The following is a 21021-nucleotide window of genomic DNA, read 5'->3' as shown; positions in this document are numbered from 1 at the left end:
TGAGTTGCGCACGCGTCACACCAACGTCCTACCGGACCGACACCCCTCCAGGGCCCAAAACCCGGATTTGATCACAACCAAGAACAGTCCCTAGGACTGGGTGGTTCCCAGGGCGTTGCGCAGGAAGGCCGTTGCCTGGTCGATAGCTCCGCGGGCGGCTTTGGACTGACTCAGCGAGTTGAGCAGCATGAAGTCATGGACCGTGCCGTCGTAGCGCACGGTCGTCACAGGAACGCCGGCTGATCGGAGCTTGGCGGCGTACGCCTCGCCCTCATCGCGCAGTACGTCGGCCTCATCGACGATCATCAGGGTGGGCGGCAGGCCGGACAGTTGCTCGATGGTGGCGTGGTGGGGAGACGCGGTGATCTCCGCGCGTTGGTCCGGGTCGGTCGTGTAAGCGTCCCAGAACCATTCCATCAGCTGGCGGCTCAGGTAGTAGCCGGTGGCGAACTGCTCGTAGGAACCGGTGTTCATGGCCGCATCTGTGACCGGGTAGTACATCGACTGCTGAATGAACTTGACGTCACCGCGCTCCTTGGCCATGAGAGCGAGTGCGGCGGTCATGTTCCCGCCGACCGATTCCCCGGCAACTGCCATGCGCTGTGCATCCAGCCCCTTGGACGCTCCCTCGCGGACGATCCACTGCGCGGTGGCGTAGCCCTGCTCGATGGCCACAGGGTAGTGCGCCTCGGGCGACGGCGTGTACTCCACGAAGGCCACTGCCGCACGGGCGCCGACCGCCAACTCGCGCACCAGGCGGTCGTGAGTACCGGCGTTGCCCAGCACCCAGCCACCGCCGTGCATGTACAACACGACGGGCACTGATCCGGTGGTGCCCTGTGGCTTGACGATGCGCACCCGTACATCGCCCACGGCCGCCGGAACTGTGACCCACTCCTCGTCGACCGGCAACTTGTCGACTGGCGCGGCCTGAAGATCGTCGAGGACCTTGCGCGCTGCGGTCGGATCCAGCTCGTACAGGAACGGATGTTGCGAGGTTGCTTCGGCGAGCTCCCGTGCTTCGGGCTCGAGGACGATAGCGGCGGTTTGACCAGCCATGAGAATGCTCCCTGGGAAATCCGAGAAGCGCATGGGGAGAGTGCGGGGCGCTGAAGAGCGCCGGGATGCGCTCGGGATGTGGCGCGGCCGGCTGAGCCTCCGCCCTCGTTCAAGCCCCCGATGGGCCTATATATGTCCATGTCCATTTTAGTTGCTCATCCACCGCAGATGCACGCCAAGGCACCGCCATATCCGTCCCGCGCCGGGTGCGCGGCCTGGTGACGACACGGCGTGAATGCCTCAACGCCGTGGTCCGTCCATCACCGGCGGTGGTCCCGATCGGCTGCGCCCCATGGGGTTACGTAGGGGAGCGAGACGTGTTCTGTGGCCCATCGCCGGAAACGTCGCGACGCACGCTGAAGGACGCGTATGCGTCGTGGCCATTGGGCGTGAGATCTGGCCACGGGATCAGAGATCCCACCGGATGACAAGGGACAGTTTCTGTCCTTGGGCAGCGAAGTCAGTCGTCCGCTGCGCGCTGGCCCGTGGCGACCAGATGGGGCGAGACACCGGGCCGGAGGATTTCTCAGATGATGTGGTCCTGCGTGCGTGAATGTCACTCGCCGTCTCAGTCGATGTGGTCCGGCGCTGGTGTTTCGAAGTGGTACCACGTCTGGGTTTTGAGCCAGGGTTGGGAGTCCCTGAAGATCTTGGCAAGCCGCCGTCCGAGAGCTCGCGCTGATCCATGAACTCGCCCAGAAGCCGGCAGAGGGACGCTACGGCTTCAGCATCAGCCGGCGCTGAGCGCGGGGACGCCCTCCCTGGCGCCTCTCGTGGGCCGCTCCGTTTCCGCAGGGGTGCTCGGCGTCGGTTCCGCGGTGGGCGAAACGCAGTGGCCTGCGCCGTCCCCGCGCGGTCAAATGGCTGGATGCGCCGCATCGTTGTCATTGACGCCCCGTCCAACCTCGGCCTCCGGCCGCCCGCCGAAGGCACCGTGCCAGGGTGCTACAAGCTGGCAGGCGCGCTGCGCGAGCAGCGGCTGGTGCGGCGGCTCGGAGCGTACGAGGGCGGAGTCGTCGTCCCGCCCCGCTACGACCGCGGCGGCTGGAAGGAAGGCGACGGCGTGTTCAACGCCGAGGCGATCGCCACGTACACCCGCAAACTCGCCGACCGCATCGAGCACCACATCCGGGCAGGGGACTTCCCGGTCGTCCTGGGCGGGGACTGTTCCATCCAGCTCGGCGCCTCGCTTGCCCTCCGCCGCATCGGGCGGTACGGACTCGCCGTCATCGACGGATCCACGGACTTCCGGCACCCGGGGAACTCCGACCGTATCGGCGCCGCGGGCGGTGAGGAGCTGGCCATCGCGACCGGCCGCGGCCAGACGGACCTAACGGATCTCGAAGGGCTGCGGCCGTACATCAAGGATGAGGACGTACGGGTCCTCGGCATCCGGGACTACGACGAAGAGCGGGCAGAACTCGTCGAGTTGAAGATCGCGAACGCGACGGTCGGAGAGATCCGGAAGCGGGGCGCCGAGGAGCTGGCAGGCGCGGTCCTGCAAACCCTTGAAGGCCCCGCAACCGAGGGATTCTGGGTGCATCTGGACGCGGACGTGCTGGACCCGTCCGTCATGCCCGCCGTCGACAGTCCCGACCCCGGCGGGCTCCTGCCTGACGAACTCGCCCCGCTGCTACGGACCTTGGTGCGGTCGGAGCGCTGCGTCGGCTTCAACCTCACCATTTACGACCCCGATCTCGACCCCGATGGCTGCTGCGCGGTCCTCCTCGCCGACCTCCTCCACACCGCCCTTGCTCAACCCTGACGGAAAGCGGGCCTGGCCAGCCGGCTCATGACCGTGCTCGATGGCGATCGGAGGCATCGGGGGAGCGGCCCGTAGAGGAAGCCGCCGAAGTCACCTGGAGCGCATTGCACGGCATTGCTGTCCTGTCCGACAGCGGCCGCATCCCCCAGGATGGACAGGAGGAACGGCTCGATTTCCTCGTCACTCGGATCGCTGGCTCCCCAGCGGGCTGACCACGCAACAAAAGGCAAGGGAAGGGCCAAGGATCTGAGCCGAGCCTCACTGTGGTGGCTCCACACAACCTGAGCCAGAGCCCCAGTTGCGACAGCAGTTGTTCACTTCTCGGGGAGGCGGCTGGTACCGGACGCAGTCGATGTTCACGACGAGAACGGGAGGCACCCGTCCGGCCGTCGTGGTCCCCGGACCGTGAGGAACATCGGAACGCGTGAGGCAGACCGCCCAGAACCGCTTTGCCAAACCGGCAACAAGACTCGCCACGCCCGCGCCGCTACTCGCATGATTGGGTACCGATCTTGACGCATGGCAGGTCGAAAATCTTGGAGGATGCGTGTCGCAGCAGGCCATGGAAGTCACGCACCGGCTGGTCTCCTCGCCCGCAGGCCGGATCCACTTGGTGGAGCAAGGCACCGGGCCGCTGGTGTTGCTCGTGCACGGTTTCCCGGAATCCTGGTACTCCTGGCGCCACCAGCTGCCGGTCCTGGCCGCAGCCGGGTACCGCGCGGCCGCGATCGACGTCCGCGGCTACGGCCGTTCCTCCAAGCCCGGCGACCGCGAGGCGTACCGGATGCTGGAGCTGGTGGAGGACAACGCCGCCGTGGTGCACGCCCTGGGCGAACAGTCCGCGGTGATCATCGGCCACGACTGGGGGTCGGCCATCGCCGCCAACTCCGCCTTGGTCAGGCCGGACGTCTTCCGCGCAGTGGGGATGCTCAGTGTTCCCTATGCCCCGCGCAGCGGGCCGCGGCCCAGCAAGGTCTTCGCGCAGTTGGGTGGGGACGAGGAGTTCTACGTCTCCTACTTCCAGGAGCCCGGCCGGGCCGAGGACGAGATCGAGCCCGACGTGCGCGGCTGGCTCGCGGGCTTCTGCGCCGCCCTGTCCGCCGACACCATGCCCGCGCCCGACGCACCCGACCCGCACTTCGTCAGCCAAGGCGGGAGGCTGCGCGACCGCTTTCCCGCCGGTCGGCTGCCCGTCTGGCTCAGCGAAAACGACCTGGACGTCTACGCCGGGGAGTTCGAGCGGACCGGCATGAGCGGGGCGCTCAACCGCTACCGGAACATGGACCGGGACTGGGAAGATCTCGCCGACTTCGACGGCGCCCCCATCACCCAGCCGTCCCTGTTCATCGGTGGCGCCCTGGACGCCTCCACCACGTGGATGGCCGATGCGATCAGGGCATACCCCACCACCCTGCCCGGCCTGGTCTCCTCTCAGATCCTCGACGACTGCGGCCACTGGATTCAGCAAGAGCGCCCCGCCGAGATCAATCGGCTCCTGACCGACTGGCTCGCCTCCCTGCCCGCCTGAAGCCTCTCCGGAACCCCCTGGACATGTGTCCGGGAGCGGCCGGGCGTCGGCCCGCCAGGATGCTCAGCGCTGCCGTAACTCGGGTTCTGGCTCAAGTTTTGTGGACCATTGCACGCTGGGTAACGACGCAGAACCTGTGCCAGAACCGCGGCTACTGCCGAACAAAGCAAAGCCACTGGGCGGAAGGCCTTGCCGGAGCGCTTGCCCGCGCTTGTCCCAGTGGAGGCCGATGCCGCGGGCACTGCCTCCGGGCAACATTCGAGCTCGAGGTGAGATGGTCGCCAGGTGGTCAGGCGATGAAGTCGTGGAGGGCAGGCAGCGGAGCGGTCGTCTCGACAGGTCCGATGTAGACCACGGCCTCCTCGAACTGGAAGTAGGAGAACCCTTCGTGGCGTGGACCGATGACGAGAAGGTTGTCCCCGCGGCGCCAGGCGGCGTGCCGCCAGTCACCGGGTCCCATGGCCAAAGTGCCGCCTTCGATCCTGAGGTCGCGCTCCGGGGGACCGAGTTGCTGAGTGAATCCGGCAACAGCGGCGTCGATCTGCGCGTCGAACACCTCCCGTCCGGCGTTCTCGTGGCTGGACCAGCCGGGCAACGTGCCCCAGAAGTCCTCACCCCAGATTTCGCTGCCAACCCAGTAGAAGTGGGCAAACGACAGGGCGAAGTAGCCCCCGAGGTAGGCGAGATGACCCTCGGTGGTGACGAGAGTGTCGTCGAACGGCGAGTCGTCGCCGCCTTCGCGCCAGCCCAGACGCCGCATTGCCGCCTCGGGGACCGTCCAGTCGTCCCACGGCAGTTCCGCCAGGCCGACGATCTGCTCCACCAAAAGCGGTGTGACGGGGCATGCAGCGACGTGATCGGCGATCGGGGTCTCGTCTGTCATGGCAGAACGGTATCCAGACCTGTGACGACGTCGTCGCCCACACCCCCGACGCGAGCTCCAGCCGGCCCGAACTGTCTTCCCGGCCGATGACTCCGCGTGCCCGCATCACAGAAGTTGAGCCAGAACCGTAACTCGTGAACATCTGAATCGCTCGCCGGCGCTCGGCTGCCTCCCGAATCGCTGTCGAAGTGCCGCATCGACGTAAGACGTCACAGACCGGAGCATGGCCGGTGACCTCGGTGTGAACCTCCGCGACAACCGTCTGCAGGCTGAGTGCGGCTGCACCACGACTGCCGAGACTCATGTCGCCGGGCGGGGCCGGGCCAGGCCGGATTGCCGCAGCCGCGCAGCTACCATCGGCCGGCGCGAACGGCATTTGGGGGCTGTCAGCGGTGTAGCGCCCATGACAGCCACACCAGCAATGCGATCGGTACCGCGAGGGCCACCGTGCCCAGCGCGATTCCAGTCCGTGCCCGACGGCGGTCGGCTCCCTCGTCGTGCCGCATTCCGTGCAGCACGCTGACTCCGAAGACGATCGCACAGATCCCGAGGGGCACAGTGAGGTACACGGGGATGAAGCGGATCCACGGCGGCAGGAAGAGGAGAACGGGACTCCCATACATCGCGACGGCGGCCACGCCCAGCGCCAGCGAAGCCGTGCCCGTTTCCCTGTGACTGACCTGAGCTTCCTCGTGGTGCTCATCGGGTTTCATGACCTGAGGCTAGGTGGCATACGGCCGAGGCCGCATGGGCGTGATGACTCACATCAGCGTAAGTACAGGCGCCGCTGTTCGTAGTACCTGCCCGCGCCCCGGCGAGGGTATTTCGCTGTGCAGTGTGGGACCAGACATCCGGCCGCGCTCGGGTCCGTGCCTGATCTGGGCAAAATCGCCGGAGGGATTGGAGGGTGGCCGCATCCGGTGAGGAGGCGCCACCCCGGGGCGTCGCGCTGGAACGCGGTGATGTCCGGTCCCTGTTTCATGGTGCAGCCACGACGCCAGGGGAACCTCGGCCACCAGGTCCCGGAGGATCCCAACGAGTACTACGCGGACCCGCGTGCCTACGACGACCCGCGTGCCTACGACGACCCCACCTGTATACCTTCATTCATCTGCGGTTGCTGTGCCCGTGAAGTACTGCCGCGGAGGCCCAGCCCGTCAAGAAGGATGGCCGTCTTCAAGCGTGACGGGTACCGGTGCTCGGCCTGCGGTTCCGATGAAGACATCAACATCGATCACATACAGCACCAGTCGGCAGGAGGCCGGCACGGAATAGAGAACCTGCGCACGCTGTGCCGTTACCGCAACAGCCGTCGCGGGTCTGGCTACCTCCCCGACGTCGATGAGCCGGCAGGAGCAAACACGTCCGCGGCCACACGGCCGCTTCATGTGGCACCGGCCCAGCCACGCCCGCGCCGTCGCCACCGACATCCAGCGCCACACGTACAAGCTGCCGACGGTGGGCTCCAAGACCGGCGAGCCTCTGGATGATCGGCTCATCGACGCTCCATCCGTCCTTTGACCTTGACCTTGACCTCGGCCAGCACAGCGTCTGCTTCGGCGAGTTGGCCGACGTAAGGGCTGTCCCATAAATGATCTCCGTGTCGAGGCGGACGATGTTGGTCTCCATCTGTCTGCCCGACTGGAAGGGGCGATCGGTGGCTTCGCTCGTGCCCGATGCATGGGCTCGTCGGGTGCAGTGGCATCAAGTGCTTCCCTTCGTGGCCGCAGTCATACCCCTCACAGTGATCCCCGGTACCCGCTTCACCCTCGTGACACAGCAGGTGATCGCGGGTTCGCGGGCTGACGGCGTCCGCGCCGCAGTCGGCTCAGCGTGCGGGCTCCTGGTGCACGCAACACTCGCCGCGATCGGTTTGTCGACCCTGGTCGTGTCGTCGGCCCAGGCGTTGACGGTGGTGAAGCTCGTGGGCGGCATCTACCTCATCTGGTTGGGCGTGACCATGTGGCGTTCCACGCGTCGATGCGTCCCACCAGCGGCGCGGAGGCGATGGCGCTTGCCGTGGGCTCAGCTCGGGGGTTTTGGCCAAGGGCTGTGGTCCAACGTCCTCAATCCAAAGGCAGCGTCGGTCTATCTCACTCTGGTGCCACAGTTCCTCACCTCCAGCCGCTCCATCGCGCCACAGATCGCGACGCTTGCGGTCGCGCATGTGGCCGTCGTGCTGGTGTGGCTGCTGTTCTGGACGTCGGTGGTCGCTGCCGCGCGTACGGCAATCGACACACCTCGATTCCGGCGTGGGATGAGCCGTCTGGCGGGTGCGGTGCTGGTCGCCCTGGGAATTCGAACCGCAACGGCGAGCTGAGCCCACACATCCTCTTTCCCGCAGCTGCTGTCACGGTGAAATGATCTGACGCCGTGGCTTCTGTGATCACGGCGTCAGAGCCGTCCTGGACGGCCCCGTTCACCGGGCTGAGTCCCCGCAACTTCGGCACGCTGCTGACCGTGCTGCGCCGCGAGGGCGCGGACGCTCCGCGCCCGGTCCGGCCTTGGGCCCTGCCACTTGAGGACCGGGTGCTGCTGGTAGCGGCGTACTGGCGAACAAACCTGACGCTGCGGCAGCGGGCTCCGCCGTCGGCCTACCGCAATGCCCCGGACATAGCCCGCTACCAGACATGGCCCTCGCCCCTCACTCCCGAAGCCGCGACCGAACAGGCCCGCGTCTACAGCGAACAGGCCCCCGAACAGCCGGGCTGGTTCCAGTACGCCATCGAACTCAAGCCGACCGGATCCTGGCCGGGGACCTCGGCGTGAATCTCCACGACAACCGCCTGCAGGCCGGCCTCGGCTGCACTCTCTTTGGCCGGGTACTGCACCGGGTCTCCGCCGAATGCGACGTTCGCGGCGCCCCCTCAGCCCGCCTGCTGGAACGCGTCGACTTCGATCTCGAAGGTCGGCGCCCCGAGTTCACCTTGAACATCGACACCGGCGAATGGGCCGACACCTTCGGTGGCGCTGTGCCGCACCACGGCCCAGAGCAGCCAAGTCCGCCCCGCCACCCCAGTAGTTGATGAACTTAATCAACTACATTGCGGTCACGTCATGCGACCAGGCAGAGATGACGTGGCGCGGCCGGCGTTCGTGGTGAACGCGGTGGCGGCCGGTTTGGAACGGGCCCGACGCAGGGTTCCGGAGGCAGCGACCCTCGCAGTCCTCCAGGTGCTCGGCTGGCGGAGCGGGAGGTCCCGGACAAGGCGGTGCGCCCGTCCGACATCGCCTCCGCCCTGGAGGTGCACCGATCGGCCGTCACCCACCATCTGCGGACGCTTCAGCAGGCCGGCCACGTGACGCGGACGACCGATCCGGCGGACCGCCGCTCCAGCTTCATCACACTCACCGAGTCGCGTTCGACACCGGACCATAAACGCCAAGCTCAGGGCCTGGTCGACGCGGACCTGCTTCTCGACCGCGAGCCGTTCGAGCTGCTCGCCAAGGCCGCGGCCGGTGTCATGTGCTGGGTGCGTCCCGGGCATACGCGCCGGCCCGCGCGGCTGTGAAGGCGGCCTGTGCGGCGCGCTGTGCGTGGGCTTCGTCCAGGGGCAGGTCCGTGGTGAGGAGCTGGTAGTACAGCGGTGCGGATACGGCGCGGATCACCGCGTGCGGGTCGGTGTCCTGGGGTACCTCGCCCCGTGCGGCGGCCTGCTGCACACAGGGTGCCCACTCCTGGACGCGGACCTCGTAGAAGCGGTGCAGGGCCTCGGCGGTTTTTGTGTCGCAGGTGGCTGCGGCGAGGACGGCCTTGAACAGTGCACCCTGGCGTGGGTCGGCCAGGGTGCGGCGTACGAGAGCGGCGTTGGCCTCGAGGTCCCCGAGCAGTGAGCCCGTCTCGGTGCGGGGCAAGGACTGCTCGGCCATGTCCGCCAGCAGGTCGGCCACCAGGCCGGTCACGGTGCCCCAGCGGCGGTAGACGGTCGTCTTGCCCACGTCCGCGCGGCGCGCGACGTCGGCGAGGTCGAGCCGTGCAAAGCCCGCTTCGGCCAGTGCGTCGCCGGCCGCCTGCAGTACCGCGGCCCGTACCCGCGCCGTGCGTCCTCCCGGGCGCACCGTTCCCGGGTCGGCGTTCTCAGAATCCATAACGGCACTCCCGTTCCATTTAAGGCTCGGCCTCTGTTAGTGTCATCTTAACGGAACGCAAGACCCATTAACCCCACGGGGGAAGGAACAGTCATGGAGTACAGGCAGCTCGGTGCGTCCGGGCTCAAGGTGCCCGCTCTCAGCTTCGGCACCGGTACCTTCGGCGGCCAAGGGCCGCTGTTCGAGGCCTGGGGCGACACGGACGCCCGTCAGGCGCGCCGGCTCGTCGACATAGCGCTGGACGCCGGCATCACGATGTTCGACACCGCGGACGTGTACTCGGCCGGCGCCTCCGAGGAGGTACTGGGGCAGGCGATCAAGGGCCGCCGGGACCAGGTGATCCTCTCCACCAAGGCCGGCCTGCCGATGGGGGAGGGTCCGGGAGATGCGGGCACCTCCCGCACACGGCTGATCAAGGCGACCGAGGACGCGCTGCGCCGCCTCGGCACCGACCACATCGACCTCTTCCAGCTCCACGCCTTCGACGCCGCCACCCCCGTCGAGGAGGTGCTCGCCACGCTCGACCAGCTCGTCCGCGCCGGAAAGATCCGCTACACCGGCGTCTCCAACTTCTCGGGCTGGCAGCTCATGAAGTCCCTCTCGGCGGCCGACCGACACGGCCATCCCCGCTATGCGGCCCACCAGGTCTACTACTCGCTCATCGGTCGCGACTACGAGTGGGAGCTGATGCCCCTCGGACTCGACCAGGGCGTAGGGGCGGTCGTATGGAGCCCGCTGGGCTGGGGCAGGCTCACCGGAAAGATCCGGCGCGGCCGGCCGCTGCCCGAACGCAGCCGCCTGCACGAGACCGCCGACTTTGGCCCGCCGGTGGAGGACGAGCTCCTCTACCGCGTGGTCGACGTCCTCGCGGACATCGCGGAGGAAACGGGCCGTACCATCCCGCAGATCGCCCTCAACTGGCTGCTGCGGCGCCCCACCGTTTCCTCCGTCATCATCGGCGCCCGCGACGAGACACAGCTGCGCCAGAACATCGGCGCGGTCGGGTGGGCACTCACCGACGAACAGGCCGCCCGCCTCGACACAGCGAGCGCCAAACCCGCGCCCTACCCCTACTTCCCCTACGAGCGCCAGGAGGGCTTCGCCCGCCTCAACCCCCGCCCGGCCGGTATCGCCTAGCCCACCCACCCCACGTCCTGGCAGGCATCGGGTCGGGCGCCAGGCCGCACCGCAGACCGCCCCCGCCATCGGCCCGGAACGTCCCGGGACCCCCGCCGAACGGGCCATGCCCCTCCACCTGGGCACGGCCCCCGGCGTTCCGGGGCCGGTCGGCTTCGCCGGGGCCGGACCCCTCAGCCCGCAGACGGCGAGGAAGAGGTGCCACAGACCTGAGACCGAGCATCCGTTGGGTTCCGCGGGGCATACCCCGCCCGCACGGATCCGGTTCCTGCCGCTGCGGAAGTGGCCGACGCACAGCGGCGCCTGGGGGCCCGGCGGCGCGACGTCCCGATCCGGCCTTCCCCGGGGCCGAATAGTCGGTACACCGTGACGGGTGAACAGCCATGCAAATCACCCCGAGAAGAATTCGGGGAAAATGACCGGGCATTATTGCGCGCATACCATGGCCAGTATCGGAATTACTGTCCGAATGCCGCAGGGGGACATATGAGGGTTGCCATACCGGACTCGCTGTCGCTGCTCAGCGACGAGAATTCCGCTGCGGGCGCTCCCACGACGCATCAGATTCCCGCCTCTTCCGTCTTCCATGTGAGTCACGAGATCCGGAATGGTGAACACATCACGGAATCGTGGAGAAATGACCCGCGGAAAAGCGTGAGGTCCATGCTGCGGACACCTCTGCCGCGCAGACAAAAAATGCTTCGCAGTGATTTACCCGCGGCCGACGGTGACGTGCAGATCGCCAGGAATCACGGATACCGGCCCCCGGTGGCGCCGCACTTCTCCAGCCGGTACCGCATCGAACCGCCCGCTTCTAAGCTCCGGCCCGGCGCCTGGACGCACCGTTGGCCCTCCTGTCGCGGGAGGTGTGACGGCGTGCGAGAACCCCGTGCCGCCCTCCCCACTGGCCTCCGGCAACCCTTTTCACCGGGACGGTGTTTGCTCAGTGACGGATGATGTGGCCGAGCTGCTGCCCGACCTGCTGGCGACGGATCTGGACGACGGTTTCACCGAACTGGTCCGGGTCCATGCCGGCGCGGTGCACGCGTTCCTGCTCAGGGTGTCGGGATCCGCCTCCGACGCGGAGGACCTGGGGCAGGACACCTTTCTGCGTGCCTACACGGCGCTGCAGGGGTATTCCCCCCAGCGGCGCCGCGAGCTGCGCCCACGTGCCTGGCTGATGACGATCGCCGCCAACGTCTGGCGCAGTCATCTGCGTACCACCATGCGGCGGCCGGTGTCGGTCATGCAGGTGGAGGACACGCAGGACAGTTGGTCCGACATGAGGCCGGGCCCCGAGGAGCGTGCGGTGACGGCCGACGACCGAGCGCACCTGGTCGTCGCACTGTCGCAGCTGCCGGAGATCCACCGGATACCGGTCGTCCTGCGGCACGTGGTCGGGATGAGCTACGCGGAGGCGGCACAGGTGCAGGGCTGCCCAGTGGGCACCGCCAAGGCCCAGGTCTCCCGGGGGCTGAGCAGCCTTCGCCGGCTGCTGACACCGGATGCCGCCCAGTGCAGCGAGGTGGCGCTGTAAGCCAGGACGACAGGAGGGAGCTGCCCCGGCCCGAGACGGTGGAAGAGGGCCTGGCCGGGCTGGCCGGGCCGGGCGCGCCGGCCGGCTTCGCGCTGCGCGTCCTTGAGCGGGCGGCCATTTCACGGCAGCGCTACGACACCTACGTCCGCCTGGAGATCGCGTCGGGCGGCCTGCACGCGGCGTTCGGCGAGGAGACCGTCACCGCGGCGCGGTGCTGGAGACGGCGGACATGACGGCCATGGCGTTCGAGGAACTGCACCGCTCCCGGACAGGCCGCTCGGCGCTCCCCGCCACCGTGGCGTTCACCGGGCTGCGGACGGCGGTGCGCACCGGCCGGACCAGGCAACTGCCGCTCGACATGGGCCGTCTGCCGCAGACCGACAGGGCCGTGCTGGAGGCGGTACGCACCATCCCCGCCGGGCAACTGCGTCCGCTGTCCTGGATCACCAAGGAGACCTCGCTCGACAACGGCCCAGCGCCGGGGACGGCCGCCGAGATCCTTGCCGGGAACCCGCTGACGTACCTGATTCCCTGTCACCGTGTGACCCATGAGGACGGAGTGCCCTGCGACGCGGGCCACCCGCGTCAGGCGGGGGACGCGCTGCGGCAGGCCGAGGGTATCGACATGGATTCGGTGCGGGAGTGGTCGCGCGGTGCGGCGGTCTTCCTCGGCAGCGACACCACCCACATCTACTGCCATCCCACCTGCGCGCACGCCCGCCGCATCACCCCGCCCCACCAGGTGCGCTTCCCCACGGCCCGAGCCGCCCGCAGTGCCGGTTACCGCGCCTGCAAGAGCTGCCGCCCGGTGTCCGTCTTATGCCCCATAGAGCCGGGCGCGGTGGTGCCCGCCGCCACCGACGACGCGCTCGTGCGTGCGGCCGTGACGCCCGTGCCGGATGTCGCCGAATGGGTGTCTTCGTGCAATCAGTTGGCGCCCTCGCCGGTCATCGCTGGTGGTACGTGGCCGCTCGCCACAGCTGTCCTCACCGACGTGCACCACCACTGGCCAGGTACAGAACAGACCAAGAAGAGAACAGACCAAGAACAGGGGAACCCCGCTCATGCGCGCTCGATTGCTTCTCGCGGTCCCGGCCGCCGCCGCTGCCGCCCTCACCACGCTCGCGCCCGCGGCCGGTGCGGCAACCGGATCCGCGGCACCGACACCGACCTGCAAACAGCCCGCGGTGAGCGTGTCCGCGGCTGCGGCCCAGCGGGCCGATGTGCTGCACATCAAGGTCACCAACAGGGGGGCCGGCACCTGCGTCGTCGACCGGATCCCGACGGTCACGTTCGGGGCCCTGGACGGCGCGGCGCAGCCGGTGCCGCCCGCCGAGAGCGCCCCGTACCGTCTCGCCGCGGGCGGCACGGCCCACGCGGCGGTGCGCACGGCCGAGCCGGCCGGCGGCGCGCAGATGCGGGTCGTGGACTTCGTGACCGTGGCCGCCGATCCCTCCCACCGCGGCCGCGCGATCTCCGCGGACGCCCTTGGGCTGCCGCAGGGCGTGCGGGTGTGGGAGCCGGTGACCACGTGGTGGCAGCCGTCCTGGGCGAAGGCCGACGAGGCGCTCCAGGACGCGACGCGCTGAGTGCGACGTGCCGGTTTGGAGTCAGTGAGTGTTGTCAGTGACGGAGGCCCACAGCCCGTGCAAAGTGCCTTGAGGGCAGATGGTGTTCGAGGTGTAGCGGGTTCGGCGCCTTGCCGAACTCGAACCACACCGTGGCCGCAGTCACCGTCGTCGTCAGCTACGAAGGACTGTGTCCAGAGTTCTCAGCGGCTGCTCTCGTACGGGCCGCCCCGGAAGTACAAGGCCCCATAGTGCTGAGGACGGTCGCCACGCTCGTGCGCGGCATCGGACCGATCCGCAGGAGCTGACCGCCTTGCGAGACCACGCAGCGTTTCCAGGCCGGCCAGGACATCGGAGCGATTGGCCGAGCGCTTCATCCACCGTGGCAGCCGCGGAATCATCGCCCTCGTCGGACTCGCCCCGTGCTCGCGCAACGTGGCGCCGACATAGGCCGACAGTTCGGCGACGTGTTCCTCGTTGTAGGCCCACAGGATCTGGTCGGCGCAGCGGGTCTGCAGCCACAGCGGCCTACGGAAGAACGGATCTTCTGTGCCACCCGGATTCGTTGCGACCAGCCCTGCATCCCGCATCTCCGGCTTCCAATCGGCGACGGCACCACACCCTCGGCAGGCCAGGCGACGTGGCCGGAACAACAGCTCATACGAGTGCTTGAGCTCAGGGAGGCCAGGCCGGGGAAGGACGAGTGCGCAGCCTCCGCATCGAGGACAGACCACAAGCACGTGCCCAGTGAACTGAACCAGCCATCCGCCCCGGTCGTAGTGGCGCGCGGGATCGGCGGTCGACTCGGATTCCATGGCCCACACCATCGCAGATCAGTCGTGTTGGCCGCGACCGGGTCCTCGAACGCGACCCACGGGTGGATGTCTGCCGGTGCTGGTCGACGGACCTCTGCACCCGGCCCTGGCTCGTGACGCTGCACTCTGGCCCATGGAGACCCTCCGCAGCCGGTCCTGGTGATAGCGCCGTTGTCAGCAGGACCAAGACGACTTGCACAGTGTCTCGGCAGCGAGAAGAGGACCAGGGTGCAGTCTCGCGCCCGGGGCTCAGCGGGGGCGGGACAGCGAGCGCCTCGACAACTGCGCGCAAGACGGAATGCCAGCGCACCGCGTTCATCTCCGAGCCCGCAGTGATATCGCTGTGTCGCCAATATCGCTGTGTCGTGCGTCGTCCAGATGACGTTTCCGTCGATGTGCCGAAGAGGGATTTGCCTCACTGCTCCTGAGCATTCGTGGTGAAGGCCGGTGTGGCCGACGCGTGTGGACGCTGGGGGCGGGCAGCCGGCAACACGCCTGTCCCGGAGGCCACCCGCATCAGCGCGCAGTTCTCGGGCGGGCCGGCCGGCGGCGCGGCCATCTGCGGTGTCGGCCCGTCCAAGGCCGTGGGGGAGAAGGCGGCGTCGGCAGGGTGCAAAGCCGTTCCTGACCCGGCGCTTGGCCGACCGCACCGCCGACCCCGGCTGCGCGTCAGGCGGCACCCAGCCCGTGGGGTCGCTGCGTGCCTCGTCGGCCTCCCGACGTATATTTCCGGCAGGCAAATGATCATGACATCCGCATCGTCCGCCCGCACCCGGATTGGTATTGGCCGGCATGACCGAGTCCGTCACACAGCCCGTCGCACGGCCGCATCGTCCCTCGCGGCGGTCACGGGTCCGAGCGCTTGCGGTACCGCTGCTCTCATTGGCTGCCGTCGGCTGTGTCGTCACCGCGCTGGCGCTGTCCACCGCCCACGTCCACCACCAGTCGGATGCCTGTCGCTATATGGCGGTGCCGTGGACTCACTTCGCTGCCGCCTACGGCGGCCTGCTCGCGGCCGCCGCCGCGCTCCTCAGCCACCTGCTGCTGTCGCGAGCCCTGCGACGTGACGGGTTCCATGCCGCTTCCGGCTGGCAGAGCTGGCTTCCCACACTCTTCGTCGTCGTCGCCGGGTTGATGGTCCCCCTGACGGCGGTGGTCATTGCTCTGGTCCACCACGACGCAGCCGAAGCGGCCGCGAAACTCGGACAACCCTTGTGCGAGGGCTGATGAACTGAGTCGGAGATTCCGTCTGTGACTGATGCGGACTCCCAGCCCCGGGACGAAAAGAATCTCAGGATGATGAGCGCCGACAGGAGAACCACCACGCGACTCAGCGCAAGGCCAACCCACCAGGCCACCAGCCCAGTTGAGCTGAATCGCAACACGGAATCCAAGCAGAGACCATGTGCCGGAAGGCGTGGGGTTTCACCAGCCCCAGGCCAGCGCGTTTCCCGGCCCGGCCGAGCATCCCGCGGGCTCCGGCCGGGGCCCAGGGCTGTCCGGCGTCGGCGCCGTGCAGCTGGACCCGGGGCACGGGCGCGGCCGTGGCGGACGCTGCCTGCGGCGAGTGGCCCGGCCGTGACTGCAGCCGAACCAGCTGGACGAGGCGGGTGCGGTCATCACACGCGTTCTCTCCCCGCCTCCGGCTCGGGGTTCGTGGAGGCGGGGAGAACGCACCGGAGATGTTGTGCGTACTGGCCAGCCTTGCCGCAAGTGGTGGCGCTCGGCATCTTCGAGCGCTGCCCTGTGGGCCGTTCGGGTGTTGGGAGCGGCGGCCCGGTGGAGGCGGGTGTCGAGGATGAGGCTGAACGGGTGGCATCCGGGGCGCTGGACCAAAGGTTGTCCCGTCGTGGGAGGTGGGTGTCAGCCAAGAGCGTGCGGGAGAGGCGACGCACGGGTCGGGGGAGGAGCGGGCCGCCGTGGTGAAGCGGTGGTCAGTGGGTGGTGCGGATCATCACCATGAGCGCTGGTGAGGCCGGTGACGGCTGGCTCACGCCGTCGACACCGCTACGCCACGATCATCGTCGACGCCGAAACGGGCGAGCGCATCGATGTGCTGCCCGACCGCGAGGCCGCCACCCTGGAAGTCTGGCTGCGCGAGCATCCCGGCGTCGAGACCGTATGCCGGGACGGATCGGCCACCTACGCTGAGGCGGTCCGCCGAGCTCTGCCGGACGCGGTCCAGGTCAGCGACCGCCGCCACCTCTGGCGCAACCTGTGCGACAAGGCCCTCGCCGAGGTCCGCGCCCACACGCCCTGCTGAGCTGCCATCAACCCGCCCCGCCCCGCCCCGGCGGAATTCGCCAGCAGACCACTCGCGAGCGATGGCACAAGGCCCACCAGCTCCTCGGCCAGGGCGTCGGCCTGCCCGACTGCTCACGCAGACTCAAACCGGCCCTGAACACCGTCAAACGCTACGCCCGCACCCCCGAGCCGACCGCCCAGCGCATCGCCCCGGCCTACCGGCCCACCCTGGTGCATCCCCACCGCGACCACCTACACCAACGCCGATCGTCGAACCCGGCCGTTCCCGTCACCCACCTCCTGCAGGAGATCCGGGAACTCGGCTACACCGGCAGTGCAAACCTGCTGGTCCGCTACCTCAATCAGGGCCGCGCCGAGGGCGATCGCCCGGTGACCAGCAGCGTGTTGACGTGGACCAGGGCGGACTGGAGCAGGTGGAGGGCGAGCATGGACACCTCTGGGACTCCTTGTCCGTACCGGCCAGGTCGCCGTCCCTGCCGGCCCGGTTGTCGTATTGCTACGGCAGACGGACATTTAGTGGAGAGTGACGGGCCGTCAAGGTGTCGGATGCTCTTTCGTTGCCCTCTGCGCGGCTGCCCGCTCTCACTCCAGTGGCTGGTCAGGGCTCCGGCGGATCAAAAGCCGGGTGCGTACGAACTGGTTCGCGCCCGTATACTCGTGCGAGTTCATGGAGGGGGAGGTGGAGACAGTGAAGCTTGCTGAGGCACTGGCAGAACGTGCGGAGGCGACGCGCCGTGTAGAACAGCTGCGAGCGCGCGTCGTCAGCAGTGCGCGGTACCAGGAAGGGGAGACACCCGCCGAGGATGCAGCTCAGCTGTTGGCTGAGGCCGGTGAGGTGCTGAACGCTCTGGAAACGTTGATCCGGCGGATCAACCTGACCAATGCCACCGTGGAGATGGGTCCGGACGGCACGCTCACCGATGCCCTCGCACGCCGGGACGTCCTGCGGTTGCGTCACTCCGTGGTCACCGCAGCGGCGGACGCGGCGGCGGGTAAGGGCGAGCGGGGATACGGCCGGCAGCTTCGGTCCGAGCTGATGATGCTTTCCGCGCTTCCGGTCGCGGAACTGCGCGGTCAGGCGGATGTACTCGCCCGGGAGATCCGCGAGGTCGACGTGCGGATCCAGCGTACGAACTGGGAGGTCGATCTGCTGGACTGAGCAGTCCAGCAGACTGGGACGATGTGGAGCAGGTAGCAGCTTCGGAGGCGTGCACACACCGAGGGCCGGCGGTTTTCCAGCCCACACCTGGCGCGTGAAGAGCAACGCGGGGGTTCAACTCCCCATCAACAGTGCAGCTCAGCACCGCGTACAGGTAAAGGTGCACATCGCACAGCACATCACCACGTGCAGATCCGGGGCGGCGAGGGCGGGTTCGGGGCTTTCCACATCGCAGCAGCATGGAGAACGGCGATCTCCGGCGGATACCGTTGGCGGTTTTGGCGCCGCTCCTGCCTCTATCGCGAACGACACTTCCGCGAAAGCCAGGTCGTTTGAGAACGCTGGCCACATGCGGTCTCCAACGACCTGGCAACGGGGGTTGAGGAACATCCGTGTCAGCTCGTGCGCTAAGGATCCGTCGGTGCTGGTGAGCGGCTGACGGAGCGTCGGTTCTGGGGTCGGTCTGAAGATGTCCCGCAGATAACGCCCTATTATCTGCGGCAGATGGGTTCGTCACCTGCGGTGACGTTCTCCGACTGTCAGTTTTCGGAGTCGGCTGCGCTGATGTCCGAAGTCACCTGCGCGCGTCCGTGAATTGATTGAGCGCTCATCTCGGCGTGGCGTCGTTGTCGTCCCGCGCGCAGGGCTTCCAGGAGCTGATCACGGTGCTCAACGACTGCGGGAGGTGCCCGTTTCGTAGGAGAGATGTCCGGATCGCGCGGTGGGGGTAATCACTGTCCGGGTTGGCGTCGCTCTGAATTTCGCACGCCTGCCCGATGGGGATCGTCTAGGGTATGCGGTATGGCGCTGCAACTCGTTCAAGTGAACCTCAAGGCCCGGGACGACTCGGCGCTCGGGCAGTTCTGGGCGGAGGCGCTCGGCTGGGGTGTTTCCAGCGAAGGGCCCGGCGTCACCAACCTGGAACCCGTGGGCTTCGACTGGCCGGACCCGTCCGCCGTCTGCATCGATCTCGTCCGCGTCCCGGACCCGGAGACGGTGAAGTACCGCGTGCACATCGAGCTCGCCACCACCTCCGACGCCCATCAGGCGGAGTTGGTCGCACGTCTGAAGGAGCTCGGGGCGACGCCCGCCGATGTGGGCCAGGGCGACGCGCCGTGGACGGTGATGGCCGACCCGGAAGGCAACGTGTTCAGCGTCCTGGAGCCCCGGGAGCTCTACCGGGACACCGGGCCGATAGCCGCCGTGGTCGTCGACTGCGCCGACCCACGGGCCATGGTCCGGTTCTGGGGCGAGGCGATCGACTGGACCGTCCACGAGCTGACCGACGACCGCGCCCTGCTGCGCTCCGTCAAGGGCGTCGGGCCGTACCTGGAGTTCCGCCGCACGCCCGACGACGAGGTCGTATGGAACCGCATCCATCTCGACGTGATGTCCGACCCCGTCGAGGATCAGGCGAGGGAGGTCGCCCGGCTCGAAGGCCTCGGCGCGATACGGGCCGACGTGGGTCAGTGTGACGTCTCCTGGGTCGTCCTGGCCGACCCGGCGGGCAACGAGTTCTGCGTCCTCGGCCGGGGCTGACGCGGAACTCCGTCCGCTCCCTCATGGCGGTGCGGCAGTGCGTTGGCGGCCGGGCCCCGCCCTCCCAGGCCGCCAACTCACGACAGCCTGACCACACATACGGCAGGAGAGCCCTCTTTCCGCTGTTGGTGGGTAGCGCCCAGGCTTCTGTGGGGGGTCAGCACAAGAAGTCTCGGTGAGTAGTCGTTGTAGGAGTGGAGGTAGACACTTTCGGCATCGGCTGGCATCGGCGCCTGGCTGTCGCCGAGCAGGGTGTAGACCAACAGGAGTGGGAGTCGGGCGAGTCGGCGCCGGACGTACCGCGGCTGCACGTTGATGTTGCGATCGCGCGAGGTCTTGACCTGGATCGGTTGGGTCCAGCCGTAGTCGGCTGGGGAGGACGAGCAGGTCGATGCCGTTGTCCTGGATCGGGTCCGCGGTCTCCTTCCGGCGTGCACGAGTTCACCGATGAGCCAGTGCCGTCCGATGATCTCGACCTGCTGCGGGGTCGAGGTCCGATGCCATCAACTGGCGCCGTTCAACGTCTCGTCCGGCCCCGGTTCCGCGAGATAGCGGTGCACAGAGGTCTTGGGGATGCCGGTCTTCGCGGCGATCTCGCCGAGGCTGCTGCCCTGCCGTTTGAGCAGCCTCGCGTACTCGATTTTGTCGGCGGGGTGGGCTACGGGGCGGCCGATGCGGCGGCCGGCGGCTTCGGCCACGGCTCGGGCGTGGGCGGCGCGTTCGGCGGTGAAGGTGCGTTCCATCTCGGCGAAGAGGGCCAGCAGCAGGAAGGCGATGCGGCTCATGCCCTCGTCGGCGGTGTTGATCGGTAGCGGGTCGGCCAGTGAGCGCACGCCGATCTGCTTGTCGTTCAGGTCGTGGACAAGGTTGAGGACTTCGCCCAGGTTGCGGCCGAGCCGGTCGAGGGTGTGCACCACGATGGTGTCGCCGGGGCGGGCAGAGGCGAGCAGATCGGTGCGGCCGAGTTCGTGGGCACTGGGCAGGAAGCTGGCGGGGACGCCGACGCCGAACAGGAAAGCGCGCTCCTCTTCGAACCGGTCGAGGGTGTGGCAGGCGAGGGTGAGCAGGATCAGGAGCTGCCGGGCGGCGTCGCGGTCGGTGCGCGCCAGGTCGAGCGCTCTCTCCACCTGATCCATGGACTCCTGCCATGAACTGCGGTGCGGCCGATCGCCGTCGGAGACGTGCCGGTGCTCCGGCCGCAGCGTGGAGGCGAGGCGGCCGCAGGCGATGACGGTCCCATCGGCGGCCAGGCGTAGTGCGGTGCCGGCGGCGTGCAGCATCGCCTCCTGGATGCCGGGCTTGAGGTGCTCGTAGGGTCGCCAGGTGGTCAGGCCGCCCGCCTGCGCAAAGGCTCACGCGGCGGACGGCCCCCCGGCTTCAACGAAGAGCGGTACAAGAAACGCAACACCATCGAACGAGCAATCAACCGGCTCAAGCAGCACCGGGCCGTGGCCACCAGATACGACAAGCGCGGCTACGTCTTCCTCGGCACAGCCACCGCAGCAGCCCTCGTCATCTGGCTCCGAACATGAATGGCCGGACAAGTCCTGGACGTCGCCACTCCGTCCCTGTCAGATCCCCGCTACCAGTCATACACGAGGCAACAAATCGGTAGGCGGCATGGACACGGTCAGCACCTACGATGCCACCACGCCGAATCCGGATCTGCCAGGGGCT

General features: G+C 68.1%; 19 protein-coding genes and 5 pseudogenes. 18 read left to right on the top strand and 6 right to left on the bottom strand.

Annotation, left to right across the window (positions count from 1 at the left end; translation table 11 throughout):
• Positions 1-90: 90 nt before the first annotated feature.
• Positions 91-1059 (bottom strand): alpha/beta hydrolase, encoded by a 969-nt coding sequence (locus tag AB0D04_RS32960; protein ID WP_362710866.1) that lies wholly within the window; start codon positions 1057-1059, stop codon positions 91-93.
• A gap of 868 nt (positions 1060-1927) precedes the next feature.
• Here AB0D04_RS32960 and AB0D04_RS32955 point away from each other — a divergent pair.
• Both AB0D04_RS32955 and AB0D04_RS32950 read left to right on the top strand, forming a co-directional pair.
• Complete coding sequence (locus AB0D04_RS32955) at positions 1928-2824, top strand: arginase family protein (protein ID WP_362710858.1); 897 nt, start codon at positions 1928-1930, stop codon at positions 2822-2824.
• Positions 2825-3386: 562 nt separating this feature from the next.
• Positions 3387-4352, top strand: coding sequence for an alpha/beta hydrolase (locus AB0D04_RS32950; RefSeq protein WP_362710863.1), 966 nt, complete (start codon positions 3387-3389; stop codon positions 4350-4352).
• Positions 4353-4641: 289 nt separating this feature from the next.
• Here the strand turns inward: AB0D04_RS32950 and AB0D04_RS32945 are convergent, their stop codons facing one another.
• Both AB0D04_RS32945 and AB0D04_RS32940 read right to left on the bottom strand, forming a co-directional pair.
• Positions 4642-5235: a hypothetical protein gene (locus AB0D04_RS32945; protein WP_362710856.1), complete on the bottom strand. Its 594-nt coding sequence runs from the start codon at positions 5233-5235 to the stop codon at positions 4642-4644.
• 386 nt (positions 5236-5621) lie between these two features.
• Positions 5622-5948, bottom strand: a complete 327-nt coding sequence (locus tag AB0D04_RS32940) for a hypothetical protein (protein WP_362710854.1) — start codon at positions 5946-5948, stop codon at positions 5622-5624.
• A gap of 249 nt (positions 5949-6197) precedes the next feature.
• On the opposite strand from AB0D04_RS32940, the pseudogene AB0D04_RS32935 reads away from it, so the two are divergent.
• The 6 genes and pseudogenes from AB0D04_RS32935 to AB0D04_RS32910 all read left to right on the top strand — a co-directional run.
• A pseudogene (locus tag AB0D04_RS32935) lies at positions 6198-6542 on the top strand (HNH endonuclease); the annotation flags it as partial.
• A 79-nt stretch (positions 6543-6621) separates the two neighbouring features.
• Positions 6622-6756 carry a hypothetical protein gene (locus tag AB0D04_RS32930; protein WP_362710870.1) on the top strand — a complete coding sequence of 45 codons (135 nt, stop codon included), beginning with the start codon at positions 6622-6624 and terminating at the stop codon, positions 6754-6756.
• A 136-nt stretch (positions 6757-6892) separates the two neighbouring features.
• Positions 6893-7555, top strand: a complete 663-nt coding sequence (locus AB0D04_RS32925; RefSeq protein ID WP_362710851.1) for a LysE family translocator — start codon at positions 6893-6895, stop codon at positions 7553-7555.
• A gap of 53 nt (positions 7556-7608) precedes the next feature.
• Positions 7609-7821: pseudogene (locus AB0D04_RS32920) on the top strand (IS5/IS1182 family transposase); the annotation flags it as partial.
• 179 nt (positions 7822-8000) lie between these two features.
• Entirely contained in the window at positions 8001-8261 is a 261-nt protein-coding gene (locus AB0D04_RS32915) for a GNAT family protein (protein ID WP_362710849.1), read from the top strand.
• Between the two features lie 186 nt (positions 8262-8447).
• Positions 8448-8747, top strand: a complete 300-nt coding sequence (locus tag AB0D04_RS32910; protein ID WP_362710847.1) for a MarR family transcriptional regulator — start codon at positions 8448-8450, stop codon at positions 8745-8747.
• Here AB0D04_RS32910 and AB0D04_RS32905 read toward each other — a convergent pair.
• Positions 8698-9324, bottom strand: a complete 627-nt coding sequence (locus AB0D04_RS32905; RefSeq protein ID WP_362710845.1) for a TetR/AcrR family transcriptional regulator — start codon at positions 9322-9324, stop codon at positions 8698-8700. The genes AB0D04_RS32910 and AB0D04_RS32905 overlap by 50 nt on opposite strands.
• Positions 9325-9417: 93 nt before the next feature.
• On the opposite strand from AB0D04_RS32905, the gene AB0D04_RS32900 reads away from it, so the two are divergent.
• From AB0D04_RS32900 to AB0D04_RS32880, 5 genes and pseudogenes are all read left to right on the top strand, one after another.
• Complete coding sequence (locus AB0D04_RS32900) at positions 9418-10461, top strand: aldo/keto reductase (RefSeq protein ID WP_362710843.1); 1044 nt, start codon at positions 9418-9420, stop codon at positions 10459-10461.
• Positions 10462-11407: 946 nt separating this feature from the next.
• Positions 11408-11998, top strand: a complete 591-nt coding sequence (locus AB0D04_RS32895) for an RNA polymerase sigma factor (protein ID WP_362710841.1) — start codon at positions 11408-11410, stop codon at positions 11996-11998.
• Positions 11977-12231, top strand: a complete 255-nt coding sequence (locus AB0D04_RS32890; RefSeq protein WP_362710838.1) for a hypothetical protein — start codon at positions 11977-11979, stop codon at positions 12229-12231. The genes AB0D04_RS32895 and AB0D04_RS32890 overlap by 22 nt, the downstream gene beginning before the upstream one ends.
• A pseudogene (locus tag AB0D04_RS32885) lies at positions 12228-12746 on the top strand (MGMT family protein); the annotation flags it as partial. The gene AB0D04_RS32890 and the pseudogene AB0D04_RS32885, both read left to right, overlap by 4 nt.
• A gap of 316 nt (positions 12747-13062) precedes the next feature.
• Positions 13063-13587, top strand: a complete 525-nt coding sequence (locus AB0D04_RS32880) for a DUF4232 domain-containing protein (RefSeq protein WP_362710835.1) — start codon at positions 13063-13065, stop codon at positions 13585-13587.
• A gap of 182 nt (positions 13588-13769) precedes the next feature.
• Here AB0D04_RS32880 and AB0D04_RS32875 read toward each other — a convergent pair whose 3' ends face one another.
• A complete protein-coding gene (locus AB0D04_RS32875; RefSeq protein ID WP_362710833.1) occupies positions 13770-14381 on the bottom strand; it encodes a hypothetical protein in 612 nt (203 codons plus the stop codon).
• A gap of 882 nt (positions 14382-15263) precedes the next feature.
• On the opposite strand from AB0D04_RS32875, the gene AB0D04_RS32870 reads away from it, so the two are divergent.
• The 4 genes and pseudogenes from AB0D04_RS32870 to AB0D04_RS32855 all read left to right on the top strand — a co-directional run bounded on the left by AB0D04_RS32870 (position 15264) and on the right by AB0D04_RS32855 (position 19344).
• Positions 15264-15608 (top strand): hypothetical protein, encoded by a 345-nt coding sequence (locus AB0D04_RS32870; protein WP_362710830.1) that lies wholly within the window; start codon positions 15264-15266, stop codon positions 15606-15608.
• Between the two features lie 766 nt (positions 15609-16374).
• Positions 16375-17018, top strand: a pseudogene (locus AB0D04_RS32865) (transposase); the annotation flags it as partial.
• A gap of 316 nt (positions 17019-17334) precedes the next feature.
• Complete coding sequence (locus AB0D04_RS32860; RefSeq protein WP_362710861.1) at positions 17335-17805, top strand: DIP1984 family protein; 471 nt, start codon at positions 17335-17337, stop codon at positions 17803-17805.
• An 801-nt stretch (positions 17806-18606) separates the two neighbouring features.
• The gene (locus AB0D04_RS32855; protein ID WP_362710827.1) at positions 18607-19344 is read left to right on the top strand and encodes a VOC family protein; all 738 of its coding nucleotides are present in this window, start codon (positions 18607-18609) and stop codon (positions 19342-19344) included.
• A 503-nt stretch (positions 19345-19847) separates the two neighbouring features.
• Here the strand turns inward: AB0D04_RS32855 and AB0D04_RS32850 are convergent.
• Positions 19848-20624 carry a recombinase family protein gene (locus AB0D04_RS32850; protein ID WP_362710825.1) on the bottom strand — a complete coding sequence of 259 codons (777 nt, stop codon included), beginning with the start codon at positions 20622-20624 and terminating at the stop codon, positions 19848-19850.
• Between the two features lie 48 nt (positions 20625-20672).
• Between AB0D04_RS32850 and AB0D04_RS32845 the strand changes: the two are divergent.
• Positions 20673-20876, top strand: a pseudogene (locus AB0D04_RS32845) (IS5/IS1182 family transposase); the annotation flags it as partial.
• Positions 20877-21021: the final 145 nt, after the last annotated feature.

This window comes from Streptomyces sp. NPDC048483 (assembly GCF_040651455.1).
Taxonomy (GTDB): domain Bacteria; phylum Actinomycetota; class Actinomycetes; order Streptomycetales; family Streptomycetaceae; genus Streptomyces.
The sequence above is the reverse complement of the archived record's forward strand: the minus strand, read 5'-3'. Positions and strand labels throughout refer to the sequence as shown.